Source organism: Pseudomonas xanthosomatis, assembly GCF_019139835.1.
In the GTDB taxonomy this organism is placed as follows: domain Bacteria; phylum Pseudomonadota; class Gammaproteobacteria; order Pseudomonadales; family Pseudomonadaceae; genus Aquipseudomonas; species Aquipseudomonas fakonensis.
Window position 1 is genome coordinate 695,481 of sequence record NZ_CP077075.1, and the last position, 16,847, is coordinate 712,327.

11 protein-coding genes are annotated in these 16,847 nt (G+C 64.5%); 8 read left to right on the plus strand and 3 right to left on the minus strand.

Annotation, left to right across the window (positions count from 1 at the left end; translation table 11 throughout):
• Positions 1 to 114 precede the first annotated feature (114 nt).
• Positions 115 to 1,158, plus strand: coding sequence for an ABC transporter substrate-binding protein (locus KSS93_RS03105; protein ID WP_217887097.1), 1,044 nt, complete (start codon positions 115 to 117; stop codon positions 1,156 to 1,158).
• A gap of 28 nt (positions 1,159 to 1,186) precedes the next feature.
• Positions 1,187 to 2,092 carry a TauD/TfdA dioxygenase family protein gene (locus KSS93_RS03110; protein WP_217887098.1) on the plus strand — a complete coding sequence of 302 codons (906 nt, stop codon included), beginning with the start codon at positions 1,187 to 1,189 and terminating at the stop codon, positions 2,090 to 2,092.
• Positions 2,093 to 2,198: 106 nt separating this feature from the next.
• Here the strand turns inward: KSS93_RS03110 and KSS93_RS03115 are convergent, their stop codons facing one another.
• Positions 2,199 to 3,122 carry a LysR family transcriptional regulator gene (locus tag KSS93_RS03115; protein WP_217887099.1) on the minus strand — a complete coding sequence of 308 codons (924 nt, stop codon included), beginning with the start codon at positions 3,120 to 3,122 and terminating at the stop codon, positions 2,199 to 2,201.
• A gap of 191 nt (positions 3,123 to 3,313) precedes the next feature.
• On the opposite strand from KSS93_RS03115, the gene KSS93_RS03120 reads away from it, so the two are divergent.
• From KSS93_RS03120 to KSS93_RS03140, 5 genes are all read left to right on the plus strand, one after another.
• Positions 3,314 to 5,650 carry a TonB-dependent receptor gene (locus KSS93_RS03120; protein ID WP_217887100.1) on the plus strand — a complete coding sequence of 779 codons (2,337 nt, stop codon included), beginning with the start codon at positions 3,314 to 3,316 and terminating at the stop codon, positions 5,648 to 5,650.
• Positions 5,651 to 5,667: 17 nt separating this feature from the next.
• Positions 5,668 to 7,341, plus strand: a complete 1,674-nt coding sequence (locus KSS93_RS03125) for an aryl-sulfate sulfotransferase (RefSeq protein ID WP_217887101.1) — start codon at positions 5,668 to 5,670, stop codon at positions 7,339 to 7,341.
• 376 nt (positions 7,342 to 7,717) lie between these two features.
• A complete protein-coding gene (gene gabD, locus KSS93_RS03130) occupies positions 7,718 to 9,160 on the plus strand; it encodes an NADP-dependent succinate-semialdehyde dehydrogenase (protein ID WP_217840868.1) in 1,443 nt (480 codons plus the stop codon).
• Positions 9,161 to 9,342: 182 nt separating this feature from the next.
• Positions 9,343 to 10,620, plus strand: a complete 1,278-nt coding sequence (gene gabT, locus KSS93_RS03135) for a 4-aminobutyrate--2-oxoglutarate transaminase (protein ID WP_217887102.1) — start codon at positions 9,343 to 9,345, stop codon at positions 10,618 to 10,620.
• Positions 10,621 to 10,750: 130 nt separating this feature from the next.
• Positions 10,751 to 12,112 (plus strand): HDOD domain-containing protein, encoded by a 1,362-nt coding sequence (locus tag KSS93_RS03140; RefSeq protein ID WP_217887103.1) that lies wholly within the window; start codon positions 10,751 to 10,753, stop codon positions 12,110 to 12,112.
• Positions 12,113 to 12,451: 339 nt separating this feature from the next.
• On the opposite strand, the gene KSS93_RS03145 is transcribed toward KSS93_RS03140, so the two are convergent.
• Together KSS93_RS03145 and desA are read right to left on the minus strand one after the other, a co-directional pair.
• Positions 12,452 to 13,435 (minus strand): GGDEF domain-containing protein, encoded by a 984-nt coding sequence (locus KSS93_RS03145; RefSeq protein ID WP_217888672.1) that lies wholly within the window; start codon positions 13,433 to 13,435, stop codon positions 12,452 to 12,454.
• 139 nt (positions 13,436 to 13,574) lie between these two features.
• Positions 13,575 to 14,759 (minus strand): delta-9 fatty acid desaturase DesA, encoded by a 1,185-nt coding sequence (desA, locus tag KSS93_RS03150; protein WP_217887104.1) that lies wholly within the window; start codon positions 14,757 to 14,759, stop codon positions 13,575 to 13,577.
• A gap of 150 nt (positions 14,760 to 14,909) precedes the next feature.
• Between desA and dibA the strand changes: the two genes are divergently transcribed.
• Positions 14,910 to 16,805 (plus strand): phosphodiesterase DibA, encoded by a 1,896-nt coding sequence (gene dibA / locus KSS93_RS03155; protein WP_217887105.1) that lies wholly within the window; start codon positions 14,910 to 14,912, stop codon positions 16,803 to 16,805.
• Positions 16,806 to 16,847: the final 42 nt, after the last annotated feature.

A 16,847-nucleotide genomic window follows, 5' to 3' on the forward strand; every position in this document is an offset into this window, starting at 1 on the left:
TTCAGTTACTACAAAATCAGCTTTCGGTCTTTGTAGGTTCTAACCCCGTCCGCCTAGCTTCTGGCCAAACAGCGCCGGCCTTTTGCCGGTGGCAGCCTGCCAAGGAGCCTTGCCATGCACACCCCGTTGCGTCACCTGTTCACCGCCCTGGGCCTGTTCGGCGCGTTGCTGCTGAACGCCAACGCCGCCGAACTGGCCAAACCCGAAAGCATCCGCATTGCCGTGCCCGACCTGAGCGCCGGCAGCAAGCACAGCGCTGGCGGGGTGGTCGATGTGCTGCGTGACCAGCAACTGCTGGAAAAGGAGTTCGCCAAGGACGGTATCCGTATCGACTGGCTGTTCTTCAAAGGCGCCGGCCCGGTGGTGAATGAGGCCCTGGCCAACGGCCAGGCCGACTTCGCCTACCTGGGCGACCTGGCGGCCATCGTCGGCAAGGCCAACGGGCTCGATACCCGTGTGCTCAGCGCCGGGGTGCGCAACGTGAAGAGCTACCTGGGCGTGGTACCGGGCTCGGGCATCCACAGCCTGCAAGACCTCAAGGGCAAGCGCGTGGCGGTGTTCCGCGGCACCGCCAACCAGCTGTCGTTCGCCAGTGCGCTGGCCAGCCAGGGGCTGTCGGAGCGCGACCTGAAGGTAATCAACCTCGACTTCAATGCCTCCAACGCCGCCCTGGCGGCCAAGCAGATCGATGCCGCCTGGGGCCTTTCCAACCTGCTGTCGCTGCGCGAGCGCGGCCTGGTGGAACTGCCGGTGAACTCCCGCGACCTCAAGGGCGCCGGCAGCACCCAGGCGGTGTTGCTGGGCACCGGTGCGTTCATCCGCCAATACCCCGAGCTGGTGCAGCGCCTGGTCAACGCCCAGCAGCAAGCCACCGACTGGTTGCGTGACGAACACAACCGCGAGGCTTTCGTGGAACTGGTGGCCAGCAATGCCAACTGGCCACGCAGCATCCTCAGTGAGGACCTGGCCAAGGAGGACCTGGCCAATTACTTCGACCCGCGCCTGGACCCAGGCTTCATCGCCCAACTGCAGCAAGGCGTGGACCTGGCCGCCAAGGAGCGCCTGATACGCCGTGGCTTCCAGGTGGCCGACTGGGTCGAACCGCGTTTTCTTGATGCTGCCCTGAAACAGGAACAGGCCGCCCAGGCCGCCCGCTGACCCGACAACAACCGTGAGGACCACGACCATGAGCAACGCCGCACTGGCCACCGCGCCGCAAGCAATCGAACTGGACATTCACCCCGTCGCCGGGCGCATCGGCGCCGAGATTCGCGGGGTCAAGCTGTCCGCCGACCTCGACCCCGCCACCCTCGATGCCATCCAGGCCGCGTTGGTGCAGCACAAGGTGATCTTCTTCCGCGGCCAGACTCACCTGGACGACGTTGGCCAGGAAGCCTTCGCCCAACTGCTCGGCGAGCCCATCGCCCACCCCACCGTGCCGGTGGTCGACGGCACCAGCTACCTGCTGCAGCTGGACGGCGCCGAAGGCCAGCGGGCCAACTCGTGGCATACCGACGTGACCTTCGTCGATGCCTACCCCAAGGCTTCGATCCTGCGTAGCGTGGTGGCCCCGGCCTCTGGCGGCGACACGGTGTGGGCCAACACCGCCACCGCCTACCAGGAGTTGCCCGAGCCGCTGCGCGCCCTGGCCGACCAGCTGTGGGCGGTGCACAGCAACGAATACGACTACGCCAGCGTCAAGCCCGACGTCGACCCGGCCAAGCTTGAGCGTTACCGCAAGGTGTTCACCTCGACCGTGTACGAAACCGAGCACCCGGTGGTGCGGGTGCACCCGATCAGCGGTGAGCGGGTGCTGCAGTTGGGGCACTTCGTCAAACGCATCAAGGGGTATTCGCAGGCAGACTCGCAGCACCTGTTCAGCGTGTTGCAGGGCCATGTGACGCGCCTGGAAAACACCGTGCGCTGGCGCTGGCAGGCCGGTGACGTGGCGATCTGGGACAACCGCGCGACCCAGCATTACGCGGTTGACGACTACGGCACCCAGCCACGTGTGGTACGCCGGGTAACCCTGGCCGGCGAGGTGCCGGTGGGGGTGGATGGGCAGTTGAGCCGGACAACGCGTAAAGGTTGAAGGCTGTCAATCAACCTCTGAGAGCCATACATACCCTGTAGGAGCGGCCTTGTGCCGCGATGGGCTGCGCAAGGCCGCTCCTACAGGCTATAGGTTCAGGTTCCTGCTAGATCGGCTCGACCTGCGCATCACACGCAATCAACTGCCTCACCAACCCCTGCGCCAGCGGTGACAGTCCATACCCTACCCGGCTCACCACCCCGTAGCGGGTGTAGAACGCCTCTTCCTGCTCCGGCGCAAGGTCCGCAAGCTTCAGTGCCACCAACCCCCGCTCCATCTGGTACGGCCGCAGGTTGGCGCTGCAGGCGATGCCGATGGTGTCCGAATGCAGCACCACGTTCAGCAGCGCATAACCATGCTCGCACTCCACGCTCGGCAAGAAGTCCTGGCGCCCGCTCAGGTCGCTGAGGATCTTGCGGATGTTCGGCGGGCGGAAGGTGGTGGCCAGCGGGTAGTCGAACAGATCGCGGGCGCGCACCTCGCTGCGTTCGGTCAGCGGGTGCCCGGCGCGGCAGCAGAAGTGCCAGCGCTGCGGCGCCAGCTTGTGCACCTGGTAATCCGGGTCGGCCTCGAACTGGCGGGTGTCGGCAACGAAGAACTCGATCTCTTCGGCCACCAGCTTGCGGTTCAGCGCCTGCCAGTTGTCCACCTGAAAGCAGGTGCGCGCCGCCGGGTATTCGGCCACGAAGCGCGCCACCGCCCGGGGTACCAGGCCGCCGGCCGGGGCCGGCCCCGAGCCGAAGCGCACCACACCGGTGGTGGCGCCATTGAACTGGTTGATCTCGTTGACCAGGTTGTGCGCCCCGTGCACCAGCCGGCGTGAATGCTCCAGCACCAACAGGCCCTGGCGGGTCGGTGCCAGCTCCTTGCTGGCGCGGTCCACCAGGCGGCAGCCGATGTTGTGCTCGAGCGTCTGGATGCTGCGGCTGAACGCCGATTGCGAGAGGTTCACCGCGGCAGCCGCGGCCACGAAGCTGCGGTGTTCAACCAAGGCGATGTAGTGGCGAAGCTGGCGCAGGTCGATATGCATTTTCTACATGGAAACTTTCGGTGGAATGCAATTGCCGGGAAGGGTTGAGGCTTTTATAAAGGGTGTTACTTATTCCACAAAATATGAATTACAAATATTTATATCTCATAAAAGAATAAAGCCCCGCTGATCGCGATTCGGTTCCGCCAACGGAAATGCTCGCCAGGGCCCATGCCTCAAGGAGCATCTGCATGTCCGGAGTTTTCCGTTGGCCGACGCGTGCGTCGTTGTTTGCCCTTCAACCCCTGGCCGCTGGTGTGCTGCTGGCCACCTCCGGCGCAAGTTTTGCCGAGCAGGCCGCCCCGGCCACCCCGGCTGCGTCCCAGGAAGCCAAGCTCGGTACCGTCACGGTCAATGCACGGCGCCGCGAGGAAACGGCGCAAAGCGTGCCCACGCCGATCAGCGTGCTCGACAGCGAAACCCTGGAAACCCAGCGCATCTACCGGGTGCAGGACTTGCAGCAACTGGTGCCCAGCACCAACGTGGCCTACGTGCATGCCCGCCAGTCGAGCATCTCCATCCGTGGCCTGGGCAACAACCCGGCCAGCGACGGCCTGGAGGGCAGCGTCGGCATCTACCTGGACAACGTCTACCTGGGGCGCCCGGGCATGGCGGTGTTCGACTTGCTCGACGTCGAGCAACTGGAGGTGCTGCGTGGCCCGCAAGGCACGCTGTTCGGCAAGAACACCACCGCCGGGGTACTCAACATCACTACCCGCAAGCCCACCTTCCACCAGGAAGGCAGCGTGCAGTCGTCGCTGGGCGAGGACGGCTACTGGCAGACCCAGGGGAGTTTTTCCGGGCCGCTCACCGATACCCTCGCCGGGCGCATCAGCGCCTACCACACCGAGGACGATGGCTATGTGAAGAACATCTACAACGGCCACGACCTCAACGGCGGCCAGCGCCAGGGCTTTCGCACCCAGCTGCTGTTCAAGCCCGACGACAACTTCAACCTGCGCTGGATCGGCGAGTACAACGAGGAGGACTCGGACAACGGCATCCTCAGCCTGTACAGCACCGGGCCGACCATCAATGGCGTGAACCGCTACGAAAGCCTGGCGGCGCAGGCCGGCGCTACTTTGGTGTCGGGCAAGGACCGCAAGGTCAACTTCGACGCCGACCAGCGGGTGACGGTGTTCCAGGGCGGCACCTCGGTGGAGGCCAACTGGACCCTGCCCAACGACTTCACCCTGACCTCGATCAGCGCCTACCGCTGGTGGGACTTCACCCCGCGCAACGATGACGGCTTGAACGTACCGGTGTTCAGCAGCGCCGGGGTGTCGGTGCGCGACAAACAGTATTCCCAGGAAATCCGCCTGGCATCGCCCACCGGCGGCTTCTTCGACTATGTGCTGGGCGCCTACTACTTCAAGCAGGACCTGGACAACAAGTCGTTCACTTACTACGGCGCGCAAGCCGATATCTGGAACGCCACCCCGGCCGGCGCCCTGGCCAACGTCAGCACCATCGGCAACGGCCACATCGACACCGACAGCTACGCCCTGTTCGGCCAGGCTACCTGGCACCTTACCGAGCGCCTGGACTTCACCGCAGGCGTACGTGGCACCTACGAAGAGAAAAACGCCTGGGTAACCCGCGATGCCCCGGTGGGCGGTGCTGCGGTGACCGGCGCTGCGGCTGCGGCGCGCCAGGGCCGGGTGGGGGCCTACGATTCGGGCGACCTCAGCCAGTACAGTTTTTCGCCGTCCGGGCTGCTGAGCCTGAGTTACCGCTTCACCGACCAGTTGCTCGGCTATGCCAGCCTGACCCACGGCGAGAAGTCCGGTGGCGTCAACCTCACCGTCGGCGCGGCGCCGCGGCTGGGCACCGATTCGCTGCTGGTGGGCACCGAGCGGGCCAACAACGCCGAACTGGGGCTCAAGAGCACCTGGTTCGACGACCGCCTGCAGCTCAACAGCAACCTGTTCTGGACCGAGGTGCACGGCTACCAGGCCAACGTCTACGACCAGGTCAACCGCGTGCAGTACCTGGCCAACGCCGGCAACGTGCGCTCCCGCGGGCTTGAGTTCGAGGCCACGGCGCTGCCGGTACGCGGCCTGACGTTGAACTTCAACGGTTCGTGGAACGACGTGCGCTACACCCAATACGATGACGCCCCGTGCCCGCCGGAAGTGAGCCTGGCCAATGCCACCGCTACTTGCGACCTGTCTGGCCACCAGGTGGTCGGCGCCTCCAAGTACATCGCCAACCTCAACGGCCAGTACAAGTGGCAACTGGCCGAGCACATCGAGCCCTACGTCACCGCCAGCTACGCCTTCCGCTCGAAGGCGGTGGGCACCATCGACGACTCCGACTACGGCCAGATCCCCAGCTACGCCATCGTCAACCTGTCTACCGGCGTGCGCCTGGACCAGGGCGACGGCGTGCTCGACCTGTCGCTGTGGGTGAAGAACGCCGGCGACAAGACCTATTTCACCAGCCTGTGGAACTCGGCCAACGGCGGCTATGCCGGCGTGCTGGGCACTCCGCGCACCGTGGGCGCCACCGCCCGTTACGACTTCTGAGCACAAGGAGCTTTGCCATGAATGCCAAGACCCAGCCCCACGACCTGCCCGAAGGCGCCTGCGTCAGTGCCCGGGTGCCCGACCACAGCGAAGCCCTGCTGGGCGATGTGGTGGTCAACCCCTACCGCCTGGCACCCCTGACCGCCATCGTGCGCGACGGAGGCCGCAACCTGAGCGCCGCCCATGTGCGGGTGCTGGGGCGCGGCGAGCGGGGTGTGGCCATCAGCTATGAGGTTTCGCAGCAATCGCTGTGGACTTACGGCGGCATCCCGGTGTTCGGTTTGTACCCCGACCACGTCAACCAGGTGGAGGTGAGCTACAAGCTGGACGGTGAGCGCATCCGCGAGCGCTATGAAATCTACGCCCCGGCGGTGCGCCTGCCGGTGGTGGCCAAACAGACCGCCGCGTTGCCCGAGGTGGAGCCGGTTACCGTGGCGCCGGGCTTCGAGCAGCGCCTGTACCTGTTCAACCACCTGCTGGCTGATATCCCAGGGGCCAAGGCTTTCAAGTGGAACGGCCTGGGTGGGGCGGCGGAGTGGGACTCGGTGGGCAACAACTGGATCGCCGACAGCAATGGTGATGTGCGCTGGTACCTGGACATTGAGCAGATCCACGATTCCAACCGCCGCGACGGCCTGGGCGGCACCATGGGCTTTCACCAGACCCGCGACGGCAAGCTGATCTGGGGCCAGGGCCAGACCTACTCCAAGTACGACCTGCTGGGCCGGCGCATCTGGCAGCGCAACCTGCCGGACAAGTTCGCCGATTTTTCCCACGAAATCCGCGAGACCAGCAACGGCACCTACCTGCTGCGGGTAGGCACCAGCGACTACCGGCGCCCCGACGGCAAGCGCGTGCGCTCGATACGCGACCACATCATCGAGCTCAACGAAGCCGGTGACGTGCTGGACTTCTGGGACCTCAACCAGATCCTCGACCCGTACCGCGGCGAGCTGCTTGAGACCCTGGGCAAGGCGGCCATCCAGCTGCCGGCCGGGGTGCAACGCCAGGAAGAGCGCCTGGCCAACGAGCTGGCCGAAGGCGACCTGCCGTTCGGCGATACCCCGGGCGTAGGCACCGGGCGCAACTGGGCCCATGTGAATGCCATCGACTACGATGCCGATGACGACAGCATCATCGTTTCAGCACGCCACCAGGGTGTGGTGAAAATTGGCCGTGACAAACAGGTGAAGTGGATCCTCGCTGCACCGCAAGGCTGGCCCGCGCGCCTGCAGGACAAGGTGCTCAAGCCGGTGGGCGAGGGCTTTGAGTGGTCCTGGACCCAGCACACCGCCTGGCTGACCGGGCGCGGCACGCTGACCGTGTTCGACAACGGCTGGGGGCGCGACTTCGGGCCGACCAAGCTCAGCGGCAACTACAGCCGGGCGGTGGAGTACAAGGTCGACGAAACCAACGGCACGGTCGAGCAGTTGTGGCAGTACGGCAAGGAGCGCGGCGATGAGTGGTACAGCCCGATCACATCGGTGGTGGCGTACCGGGCCGATACCGACACCCAGTTCATCTATAGCGCGTCGGTGAACTACCTGACGCCGCAGAAACTCACCACCACGGTGCTCAACGAAGTGCGCCGGGGTACGCAGGAGGTGGTGGTGGAGCTGAAAGTGCACAGCCGCCAGCCGGGGAGCGTGGGGTACCGGGCGTTGGTGATCGATCTGGAAAAGGCGTTCTGAGTTGTTCCTGCCGGGAGGGCCGTCGGTCCTCCCTTCATCATTCCCCCCGCATCTTCGTCTAACCTTCGAGGGCCCTTTCGCGGGCACGCCCGCTCCCACAGGTTCAGTGCTGTGCTTCAAACCAGCGCTGAACCTGTGCAAGCGGGCTTGCCCGCGAATGGCCATACAGTGGTTTTCGGACGGGGTGTTCAACCATTCGTTCTTTTTTTCGAACAGGCTATTGTCCAACACCCCAGCTGCCGCTTAGCATTCTGTTTGAGATTTCAAACGCTCAGCGCCCAGGCGTCGAACACCCTGGTGCACGAATTCCTGACGGCCGCCCCCTATTGGGGGCGCCTTTTCATCAATCAATAATTCGCAGTAAAGGGAAGCCGACATGCAGCTCAAAGACGCTCAGTTGTTCCGCCAGCAAGCCTTCATCAACGGTGAGTGGCTGGATGCGGACAGCGGTCAGACCATCAAGGTGACCAACCCGGCTACCGGTGAAGTGATCGGTACCGTGCCGAAGATGGGCGCCGCCGAAACCCGCCGCGCCATCGAGGCCGCCGACAAGGCCCTGCCAGCCTGGCGTGCACTGACCGCCAAAGAGCGTGCCGGCAAGCTGCGCCGCTGGTTCGAGCTGATGATCGAGCACCAGGACGACCTGGCCCGCCTGATGACCACCGAACAGGGCAAGCCGCTGGCCGAAGCCAAGGGCGAAATCGCCTATGCCGCCTCGTTCATCGAGTGGTTCGCCGAAGAAGCCAAGCGCGTTTACGGCGATGTCATCCCGGGCCACCAGCCAGACAAGCGCCTGATCGTCATCAAGCAGCCGATCGGCGTTACCGCTGCCATCACCCCGTGGAACTTCCCTGCGGCAATGATCACCCGTAAAGCCGGCCCGGCCCTGGCCGCCGGTTGCACCATGGTGCTCAAGCCTGCTTCGCAGACCCCGTACTCCGCCCTGGCCCTGGTCGAGCTGGCTACCCGTGCCGGCATCCCGGCTGGCGTGCTCAGCGTCATCACCGGCAGCGCCGGCGAAGTGGGTTCGGAGCTGACCGGCAACTCCCTGGTACGCAAGCTGTCCTTCACCGGCTCCACCGAAATCGGTCGCCAGCTGATGGAAGAGTGCGCCAAGGACATCAAGAAGGTCTCGCTGGAGCTGGGTGGCAACGCCCCGTTCATCGTGTTCGACGACGCCGACCTGGACAAGGCGGTCGAGGGCGCGATCATCTCCAAGTACCGCAACAACGGCCAGACCTGCGTTTGCGCCAACCGTATCTACGTGCAGGACGGCGTCTATGACGCGTTCGCCGAGAAGCTGGCCGCTGCTGTTGCCAAGCTCAAAATCGGTAACGGCCTGGAAGAAGGCACCACCACCGGCCCGCTGATCGACGGCAAGGCCGTGGCCAAGGTCCAGGAGCACATCCAGGACGCGGTCTCCAAAGGCGCCAAGGTGCTGTCCGGCGGCAAGCTGATCGAAGGCAACTTCTTCGAGCCGACCATTCTGGTCGACGTGCCGAAAACCGCCGCTGTCGCCAAGGAAGAGACCTTCGGCCCACTGGCGCCGCTGTTCCGCTTCAAGGACGAGGCTGAAGTCATCGCCATGTCCAACGACACCGAGTTCGGCCTGGCCTCGTACTTCTACGCCCGCGACATGAGCCGCGTGTTCCGCGTTGCCGAAGCCCTGGAATACGGCATGGTGGGTATCAACACCGGCCTGATCTCCAACGAAGTGGCGCCGTTCGGTGGCATCAAGGCCTCGGGCCTGGGCCGCGAAGGTTCCAAGTACGGCATCGAGGACTACCTCGAAATCAAATACCTGTGCCTGAGCATCTGATCCGGCACTAGCGGTTTTTACCTCTGCCAGCGGGGCGCGAGAGCGACGCCTCGCTGGTCTTTTTGACACTGCAGTACCTGGTGGCTAGGGCGTTCACGACAGTCGATCAACGAATACTGACCGTGCACCTTCCAGCCACCCCCGAATAAAAGCGCCGTCAGAGTCGGCGCAATGAGGGCATTATGAGCAAGACCAACGAATCCTTGATGCAACGCCGTGTCGCCGCCGTCCCGCGTGGCGTTGGCCAGATTCACCCGATCTTCGTCGAGAGCGCGAAGAACGCTACGGTGATCGACGTTGAAGGCCGCGAACTGATCGACTTCGCTGGCGGCATCGCAGTACTGAACACCGGCCACCTGCACCCGAAAGTGGTTGCCGCTGTGCAAGAGCAACTGACCAAGGTCAGCCACACCTGCTTCCAGGTGCTGGCCTACGAGCCTTACGTCGAGCTGTGCGAGAAGATCAACAAGCTGGTCCCGGGCGACTTCGACAAGAAGACCCTGCTGGTCACCTCTGGCTCCGAAGCCGTTGAAAACGCCGTGAAAATCGCCCGTGCCGCCACCGGCCGCGCCGGCGTGATCGCCTTCACCGGCGGCTACCACGGCCGTACCATGATGACCCTGGGCCTGACCGGCAAGGTCGTGCCGTACTCCGCTGGCATGGGCCTGATGCCAGGCGGCGTGTTCCGCGCGCTGTTCCCGAGCGAGCTGCACGGTGTCAGCGTTGACGACGCCATCGCTTCGGTCGAGCGCATCTTCAAGAACGACGCCGAGCCGCGTGACATCGCTGCAATCATCCTTGAGCCGGTACAAGGCGAAGGCGGCTTCCTGCCAGCCCCTAAAGAGCTGATGAAGCGCCTGCGCGAGCTGTGCGACAAGCACGGCATCCTGCTGATCGCCGACGAAGTGCAGACCGGCGCTGGCCGTACCGGCACCTTCTTCGCCATGGAGCAGATGGGCGTTTCGCCTGACCTGACCACCTTCGCCAAGTCCATCGCTGGCGGCTTCCCGCTGGCCGGTGTGTGCGGCAAGGCCGAGTATATGGACGCCATCGCCCCGGGCGGCCTGGGCGGTACCTACGCAGGTTCGCCAATCGCTTGCGCCGCAGCCCTGGCGGTTATCGACGTGTTCGAAGAAGAGAAACTGCTGGACCGCAGCAAGGCTGTTGGCGAGCGCCTGACCGCCGGCCTGCGTGAAATCCAGAAGAAGCACCCGATCATCGGTGACGTCCGTGGTCTGGGCTCGATGATCGCCGTGGAAGTCTTCGAAAAAGGCACCCACACCCCGAACGCCGCTGCCGTTGCACAGGTTGTGGCCAAGGCGCGCGACAAGGGCCTGATCCTGCTGTCCTGCGGTACCTACGGCAACGTTCTGCGCATCCTGGTGCCGCTGACCGCCGAAGACACCCTGCTGGACAAAGGCCTGGCCATCATCGAAGAGTGCTTCGCTGAACTCGCGTGATGTGACCCGCTGCAGAAAAAACCCGCCTCGGCGGGTTTTTTTGTGCCGTTTGTAGCCTTATGGCGCTAAGGTTGTAGGAGGATTCCGAGGAAGCTGCGATGGATCGTGCGTCATTACTGGAGAGTCGCTCATGAGCGCTGTCGACCCCGTCCCCCCTAGCGTGCTGATTGTCGAAGGTGACCCCTGGGTGCGCGACATGCTGCGCGAGATGCTGCTGAGCGTGCGCTGCGATGCCCGCCTGCAGGTTTGCGCCGACGGCTCCCAGGCACTGAGCGCGCTTTCGAGCAAACCGGACCTGATCATCGCGGCCCGTGAACTGCCCAGTGGTGATGGCCTGGACCTGCTGCGCAAGGTGCGCACCGGCACCGAAAAACCAAGTTTGCCGTTCATCCTGCTGAGCGAGCGCAGCGACCCGGCGAGTGTGAAGGAGACCCTGCGCTTTCACCCGACCGAGTACCTCAGCAAACCGGTGAACCTGGACAAGCTGCGCAAGCGCCTGGAGGTGTTGCTGGTGGGCGAGGGCGAGGCGGTCGTCTGCCCGGTGCCGGCGTTGTCGCCCGGGGCCAGGCTGGCGGATTACCTGGAGCAGCGCCGCGCCACGGCCGATGGCGGCCCGCTGTTCGCCGATGTGCAAAAAGCCATCAAACGCGCGCTCGACCCTCAGGGGCTCAACCTCAAGGTGCTCGAAGAGGAAGTGCGCGACGACCCGCAGATCACCGCCGTGCTGATTGCCGCAGCCAACAGCGCAGCCCTGCACCGCGACGCCCCCGCGCAGACCCTGTTGCAGGCACTGAACAAGCTGGGCAGCACCCAGAGCATGAACCTCATCCTCGGCCTGACCCTCAAGCGCAGTGCGCGCCTGAGCGACCCGCTGCTGTCGCGGCATGCCGCGCATTACTGGAACCTGTCGCTGCACACCGCCGAGTACGGCCGCACCCTGGCGCGCCTGCTGGAAGTGGATGAAGGCCGCTGTTATTGCGCCGGGCTGTTGCATTGCCTGGGCGATTTGGCGGTGCTGCGTACCTTGCAGGAATGGCGCCTGGCAGGGGGCGAGCTGGACGAGGACCAGGTGCATCTGTCGCTCAACGAGTTCGGCGCGCCGTTCGGTTCGGCGCTGCGTACCCGCTGGCGCCTGCCGCTGAACCTGCGCGAGCTGATCGCCGCGGTGTACCAGCTTGGTGGCGGGGTGTATTCCCGGGAGATCCTGGCCATGAACCTGTCCGGGCAGATGGCCCGGCTCAAGCCCAGCGAAGGGCTGGAGAAGGTCGCCGGTAGCAAGACTGCGCGGTTGCTCAAGCTTGGCCTGCCGGAATTGACCCGCATGCGCAAGGTCAACCCCCATGCGGTGGCCGAGGAAGAAGCGGCCAAGGCCAAGGCGGCGGCTGGGGAAGAGGCAGCGCGGTTGGCCCAGGCTGCTGAGCCGGAGGTGGCTGAGACGCCGCCGCCTCAAGCTGCGTCAACGCCCGAAGAAGGGGACGGCAAGCAGGTGTGAGGATGCAAAAAAACCGGCCATGGCCGTAATGCTGTTCACTTAGAATTGCCGGGGCCGCTTTGCGGCCCATCGCGACACAAGGCCGCTTCCCACAGGTACTGCGCATGGCTTGGTAATTCAGCCTTGCTCAGTACCTGTGGGAAGCAGCCCCAACCCAGGCAACGCCTCTGTTAAGTGAACAGCATTAGGCCATGGCCGGGTTTTTTGTAAGTCCCTCAAGGGGAGGTAAAACGCTCAGTGCCTCGGTGGGCTACGGGGCAACGATGGAAAATCCAGATAAGGCTGTCAAACCTTTAGTGAGCTCGCAGGTCAGTTCTCATGCCTGTCTGCTTGTAGTCATCAGCCTCTGATGATCTGGTTCTTGCCCTGTCGTTTGGCCTGGTACATCGCCGCATCGGCCCGGGCGAACAGGGTGTCGAGGGTTTCGTCGTCGTCGGTCAGCCCGGTCAACCCCTGGCTCACCGTAACACCGTAGGTCTGCTGCCCGTGGGTAAAGCTCAGGCGCTGGATTTCGCGCTGCAGGCGTTCGGCGATCTGCTCGGCCACCTGGGCGGTGCAGCCCGGGAAGACGGCCGCGAACTCTTCGCCGCCAATGCGCCCGAACAGGTCGCCACGGCGTAGCACGGCCTTGCCACTGTCGGCGATGCGTTGCAGCACCTGGTCGCCTTCCTGGTGGCCGTAGCTGTCGTTGATTTGCTTGAAGTCGTCGATGTCCAGCAGCAGGAACGCCATGGGCGTGCCGTCTTCGCGGGCGCTGTCGAAGGCTTGCTGGGCGCATTCGAAAAAGTGCCGGCGGTTGCTGCTCTGGGTGAGGACGTCGGTGGTGGCCAGGCGCTGCAGCTCGCCTTCGAGCTGTTTCTTTTCGGTGATGTCCTCGGCGATGCCGACGATGATCACCCGCTGGTCACCTTCACGCTGCTGGTTGATGTAGCACTTGTCGCTGAGCCAACGCACCTCGCCGGCGGCATTGAGAATGCGGTACTCGCGGTCCTCGACGGTGCCCTTGACCAGCACCTGGGCCAGGCTGCGTTCGGCGTATTCGAGGTCGTCCGGGTAGATCGCGTCGCGCCACTCGTTGTAGTCGGCCAGCACCAGGCTGGCCGGGCGGCCGAAAATGCGTTCGAAGGCCGGGCTCACGTAGAGCACTTGGCGGGTTTCCCAGTCGAAGGCCCACAACACGGCGTTGACGCTGTCGAGCAGCGAGGAATACAGCTGTTCGCGTTCGCTCAGGCGCGCCACTTCGCCTTGGGCGTGGAGCAGGGCGAGCAGGGTCTGGGCGGCTTCCGGGCGGGGAGTGCCGGTGGTGGGGTGGTCTTTGGCCATGAGCACGAAACAGGTCTCGACAAAGGGCGTGCGGCCCTGACCGGCCCGCCACGCTGGGCGATATGCCGAGTTTGAGTCGTATTTCGCGGGGGAAGTTCCGCTTGGCACGCCCCAGGACGGGGCGTGCCGATCAACGGCGTCAGGCGCCGGTGGGGCGTAGAGAGTAGGTTTTAAGCTGGGCGGCGAAGTCGCGCAGCGACTGGATGCCACTGGCCTCTGCCTCGTGAACCCAGTCTTTGATGGCCGCGAGCATGTCGTGGCCGTTGGCGCTGGTACGGGCCCATATCTGCTGCAGCGCCAGGCGTTTCTCGTAGATGGTCTTGAGTGCCTGGCTGTGGGCCAGCATCGACTCGATGCGCAGGTGGTGGCGGTCTTGCAGCAGGCTGGTTTCCCGCGACAGCAGGCGCTTGGCGCGGCGGAAACGGTGGCGCACCGATGCATCGACCTTGTCCAGCTCCTGCTTCACCAGCGGGCCGATCACCAGCTTGCGGTACTGGGCCATGATCTGGAAGCGGTTGTTGAGGATGGCCATGGCGGTGTCCATGTCCAGCGAAGCCTTGCCCTCGACCCGGTGGGCGATGGGCGCGACACGCTGCACCTTGGCCAGGCGCAGCAGGCTCAGCAGACGGATCCACATCCAGCCCATGTCGAACTCCCAGCGCCGCACCGACAGCTTGGCCGAGTTGGGGTAAGTGTGGTGGTTGTTGTGCAGCTCTTCACCACCAATGATGATGCCCCAGGGCACCAGGTTGGTGGCGGCATCGCGGCACTCGAAGTTGCGATAGCCCACCGCGTGGCCCAAGCCATTGACCACGCCTGCGGCCCAGAACGGGATCCAGGCCATTTGCACTGCCCAGATGGTGATGCCGATGGTGCCGAACAGCAGCAGGTCGATCACCGCCATCAGCGCGATGCCGCCGAGCTTGTAGCGCGAGTAGACATTGCGCTCGAGCCAGTCATCCGGGCAGTTCTTGCCGTAGATGCGCAGGGTTTCTTCGTTGCGAGCCTCTTCGCGGTACAGCTCGGCGCCCTTGCGCAGCACTGTGGCCAGGCCTTTGTGAACCGGGCTGTGTGGGTCGTCAGGGGTTTCGCACTTGGCGTGGTGCTTGCGGTGGACGGCGGTCCACTCGCGGGTGTTCTGCGCCGTGGTCAGCCACAGCCAGAAGCGGAAGAAATGCTTGAGGCCTGCATTGAGCTCCAGCGCGCGGTGCGCCGAATAGCGGTGCAGGTAGATGGTCACGCTGACGATGGTCAGGTGAGTCATCAGCAGGGTGACGCCGACCAGTTGCCAGGCCGACAAGTCGAGCAAACCGTAGTACCACATGGCGGGAAAAACCCTCGAAAACACAGGGAAACAACGTCGGCATTATCCCTTGGCAGGCAAATAAAACCAGTCGCCCTTTTTGATAGGAAGTCACAGGGTGTTTCAGCCTTTATAATGCCCCTTCCTTTTTAATGGGCTCATCCACCCGACATGTCTGTTTCCGTTCGCGACGCCTTGCGCATGGCTGCGCTTTACCTGGTGCTTTCGATGCTCTGGCTGGGGCTGTCCGAGCTTGTGTTGCAGAGCATGTCCGATGACCCGTTGGCGCTTACCGTCGGTCGGCAGATCAACGTGGTGGTGTGGGTGCTGCTCAGCACCTTGCTGATTTTTGTCTCGCGCGCGCGCCTGCTCAACTTCATCGGCATCGGTGCGCGCCTGCGCAGCGAGGACCGTGAGCGCCTGCGCATGGCCGCAGCGGTGTTCGACAGCACGCTGGAAGGCGTGCTGGTGACCGACCGCAACGGCCTGATCGTGCACGTCAACCGCGCCTTCATGCGCATCACCGGCTACCAGCAGGACGAAGTCATCGGCCAGCGGCCGAACAAGTTCAAGTCGGGCCGCCATGGCGCGCCGTTCTACCAGCAGATCTACGCCACCCTGACCGAGAAGGGAGAATGGAGCGGCGAAATCTGGAACCGCCGCAAAAGCGGCGAGATCTACCCGCAATGGCAGACGATCTGCGCCATTCGCGACGATGGCGGCGACCTCAGCCACTACGTGGCGGTGTTCAGCGACATCAGCGCGATCAAGCACAGCGAGGAAGAGCTGGCCTACCTGGCCCACCACGACCCGCTGACCGGGCTGCCCAACCGCCTGCTGTTCAACGACCGGGTCGAGCAGGCACTGGCTGCGGCGCAAGCGAACAAGCGCGGTTGCGCCTTGCTACTGCTTGACCTCGACCATTTCCAGAGCATCAACGACGGCCTTGGCCACACCATTGGCGACCAGTTGCTCAAGCAGGTGGGCGAGCGCCTGCGCGAGGTGCTGGGCACCGGTGTGACCCTGGCCCGGCTCGGCGGCGACGAATTCGGCGTGCTGGCCGAGAACTGCCAGCAGGTGGGCCATGCCGGCAAGCTGGCCCAGGCCATCATCGAGCGGCTGCGCGAACCCTTCGAATGCGACGACCACCGCCTGTTCATCAGCGCCAGCATCGGTATCAGCCTGTTCCCCAGTGACGCGCTGGGCGCCGAGCAGCTGCTGCGCAACGCCGACTCGGCGCTGTTCAAGGCCAAGGGCAATGGCCGCGCCTGCTATGCGCTGTACACCGAAGAACTGACCGCCCACGCCCAGCACCGGGTAGAAACCGCCGGCGAGCTGCGCCGGGCGCTGGAGCAGGAGGAGCTGCGGGTGTTCTTCCAGCCGGTGCACGACCTGCACAGCGCCAAGATGATCGGCGTCGAGGCCCTGGTGCGCTGGCAGCACCCCTCACGCGGGCTGGTGCCGCCGGGTGAGTTCATCCCGATCGCCGAGCGCACCGGGCTGATTGCCGAGATCGATGCCTGGGTACTGCGCCAGTCGTGCCGGCAGATGGTGCGCTGGCAGGCTGAAGGCAAGCGCCTGGACTTCGTGGCGGTGAACATTTCCAGCCGCCTGTTCGGCCAGCACGAGCTGTACCGCCAGGTGGCCGAGGTGCTGCACGAAACCGGCCTGGCGCCGGCTTTGCTGGAGCTGGAAGTTACCGAAAGTGCGGTAATGGAGGAGCCCGAGGTGGCTCTGGAGCAGCTGCACCGCCTGCGCGAACTGGGCATTAACCTGGCCATCGACGACTTTGGCACCGGTTATTCGTCGCTACTGCGGCTCAAGCGCCTGCCGGTGCAGAAGCTCAAGATCGACCAGGGCTTCGTCGCCGGCCTGCCCTTCGACGATGACGACATCGCCATTGTGCGGGTGATCATCGCCCTGGCCCGCAGCATGGGCATGCAGGTGCATGCCGAGGGGATCGAGCAGGCCGAGCAGGCCAGTTTCCTGCTGGAGCAGCACTGCCAGCTGGGGCAGGGCTACTGGTTCGGGCCGCCGGTGCCGGCTGCGGAGCTGCACTGGGGCTGAGGGCGCCATCGCCGGCAAGCCGGCTCCTACAAGGGCCGCGTA